This window comes from Tabrizicola sp. (assembly GCF_051645465.1).
GTDB lineage: Bacteria > Pseudomonadota > Alphaproteobacteria > Rhodobacterales > Rhodobacteraceae > Tabrizicola.
This window is the reverse complement of sequence record NZ_JBOFBI010000030.1, coordinates 1-2,251: the sequence shown is the minus strand read 5'-3', so window position 1 is coordinate 2,251 and position 2,251 is coordinate 1. Positions and strand designations below refer to the sequence as shown.

3 protein-coding genes are annotated in these 2,251 nt (G+C 61.5%); all 3 read right to left on the bottom strand.

The window, feature by feature from the left end:
- The coding region (locus tag ACRCSW_RS01860; protein WP_438702297.1) for a YHYH protein at nucleotides 1–988 on the bottom strand (988 nt) is incomplete at its 3' end.
- A gap of 39 nt (nucleotides 989–1,027) precedes the next feature.
- Nucleotides 1,028–1,561, bottom strand: coding sequence for a ricin-type beta-trefoil lectin domain protein (locus ACRCSW_RS01855; RefSeq protein ID WP_438702296.1), 534 nt, complete (start codon nucleotides 1,559–1,561; stop codon nucleotides 1,028–1,030).
- Nucleotides 1,562–1,618: 57 nt separating this feature from the next.
- On the bottom strand, nucleotides 1,619–2,251 hold a 633-nt coding region (locus ACRCSW_RS01850; protein WP_438702295.1), incomplete at its 5' end, for a hypothetical protein.

The window sequence follows — 2,251 nt, the reverse complement described above, 5'->3', positions numbered from 1 at the left end:
AGGGCGGGGGTGGTCGCCTAGTCGCGTCGCAGCTCTGCGATGCATCGTCCAGCGAACACCCGTATTCAGCCTTGAAACAGCCGATGGTCTGGTTCGCGCCCGCGTCGGCGACGTGGTAGTGGTAGCCGATCCCTTCCGTTACATGCCCGCGGCATTCGTCCAGATCGGCGGGCTCGGTGCCGTCGGGGTCAAGCCGGGCGAACAATGAATAGCCGTCCATCGCGATGCCGATGAGCGGGCCATGGTCCTCTGTGACAGCGATCTCCGGGCTGCATCCGGTGACAGCGTGGTAGTGGTAGCCGGCATGAGGGTTCACATGACCGCCACAGTCGTCGAACGGCGCCAAAGTATAGGCGCCCAGGATCCTCTCGACCGGCGCGGGGGCATCGTACTTGATGCCGTTGAAGGCCAGACCGACCCCCACAAACGGGGCAAGCCGCTCGGGGCGGTCCGCATCGACCGGTTGCAGCGGGATCACGTATGTCACCGCCGCCTCTTCCTCCATGTCGCTTGTCAGGCATTCGACACAGTGCTTCTGATAGGTCTCATCAACGTCCGGCCGCGCGGCCAGTTCGCAGGCTTCCTTGCCTTCGGTCACGTTCACCTTGCCGGTCGCCGGATCGAAAAGCTGCCAGTCCGGATCGTCGTAGAAGGTGGAAAGGTTTTTCACGAAGGTCCCGTCGACGTCATACATCTTGCCTTCATGCGGCCAGATGCCCGAAACTTCCGGCCCATCCGTGATGTTGCGCGGGCACCAGGGGCCCATCTCATCCTCAGCCAGCGACGATTTCACGGTGATGCTGAAACATGTCGTCTCCGTCCCGTCCGATAGGGTGCAATCCACCAGCTCCGGCCCGCTGACGATGGCGGCGGGGTCAAACATCGCGGTGATCTGTGCAAGACGCTCCGCCTCGTCTTGGGCCAACGCGATGCTTGGGATGGCCGCAAGGAACGGCATGAGTGGGATCAGATGACGGGTGATGTTCATAGTGGTGGTCCTTCCTGTTTGGCCGCCATGCGCAGGTGGTCAGTCGTCCGTGCTGCGCACGCGCCAGGTCTGATAAGTGCTTTGCGCCTCGTCGCAGGCCGCGAGCGCCATGTCTTTGATCTGATGCTGCGACCCCCTGCCCAGACGGGTATCGGAAGCAAGCGTCAGGCACATTTCCGGCGCGGTGACAGGGGTGATCGTGCCTTCACCCGAGAAGGTAAAGTTCTGCAGATCGCTGCCGTCACAGGCCGCCAATCCGACTGTCGCACCCGCGTCCAGCGAGGACAGCGTGGCGCAGACGTCGAAATCGGTCATGTAAAGCTGGTTCGCGGCGAACTTCTCCGTCTCGAACTTCTGATCGGTGCCAAGGGCTCCCTGATAGCTGTAGCAGGTGTGGCCCTGCAGGCCCCTCGTGATATCCACATTCTCATTTCCTCCCGCGATATCAATGCAATATCCGTTCAGAATGCCGTCGAGATCATCGGCAAGGGTGATCTCGACGCTCTCCGCATGGGCTGAGGAAGCGAAGGCGAGGGCGAGGATGGACAGCAGGGTTTTGGGGACAGAATACATGGTAGGTCCTCGGTCATGGGTTGGTGTGAAGGGAAGCCAGTCGTTGACCCCCTTGGTTCAGTCGATGGTTTTGCGCAGCAGGACGAGGTTGTCCAAGATCAGGTTCGACGACCAGATGAAGGCCGCATCGGCCTCTTCGGCATCGAAAACCTCGGGGAAATTCGTGAAACCCGGTTTGCCGTCCACGCCGACCGTGTCGTTGCTGTAGGTCAGGGCATTGGGCCAGGCGCTGTCGTCGTAGTCCGGCTGCGTCCAGCCCTCAGGCACCACCCAATGCGCAGCAGAAAAGCCCGACCCGTCATCCGCCGGCGCAGTGCTGCAGGCTGAACTGTCGCGGGTGGCGCCATCGATCTTCAGACAGGCGGGGTCGGCAAGGGGGCTCGTGTAGAAGGTCTGCGCCTTCCAGCTTTCGTCGCTGAGCGCAACCGTCTGGCCAGATGCGTTTTGAACGTGCAGAACAACCCCGGCATCGCCAGGAGTGTAGTCTGCCCCACGCCCTTTTTCGGAGCCGAGGCCCAGGTTTTCCTCCCAGTCGACACCCATGATCGCAAGGGTCACAGGCCGGGTGGCGGAGAAGCGGATAACGTTCGAATTGAACGGGGTGAAGGGCACGGGGTCCACGGCGATCAGGGTGCCGTTCACGTAAAGCTCGAAGTAGTTGTCGGCAAAGACATAGGCCACAAACTCTTC

Excerpts from the sequence above, each read along its gene's own strand:
- ACRCSW_RS01855 (WP_438702296.1), bottom strand. The coding sequence starts at position 1,561 with ATGTATTCTGTCCCCAAAACCCTGCTGTCCATCCTCGCCCTCGCCTTC.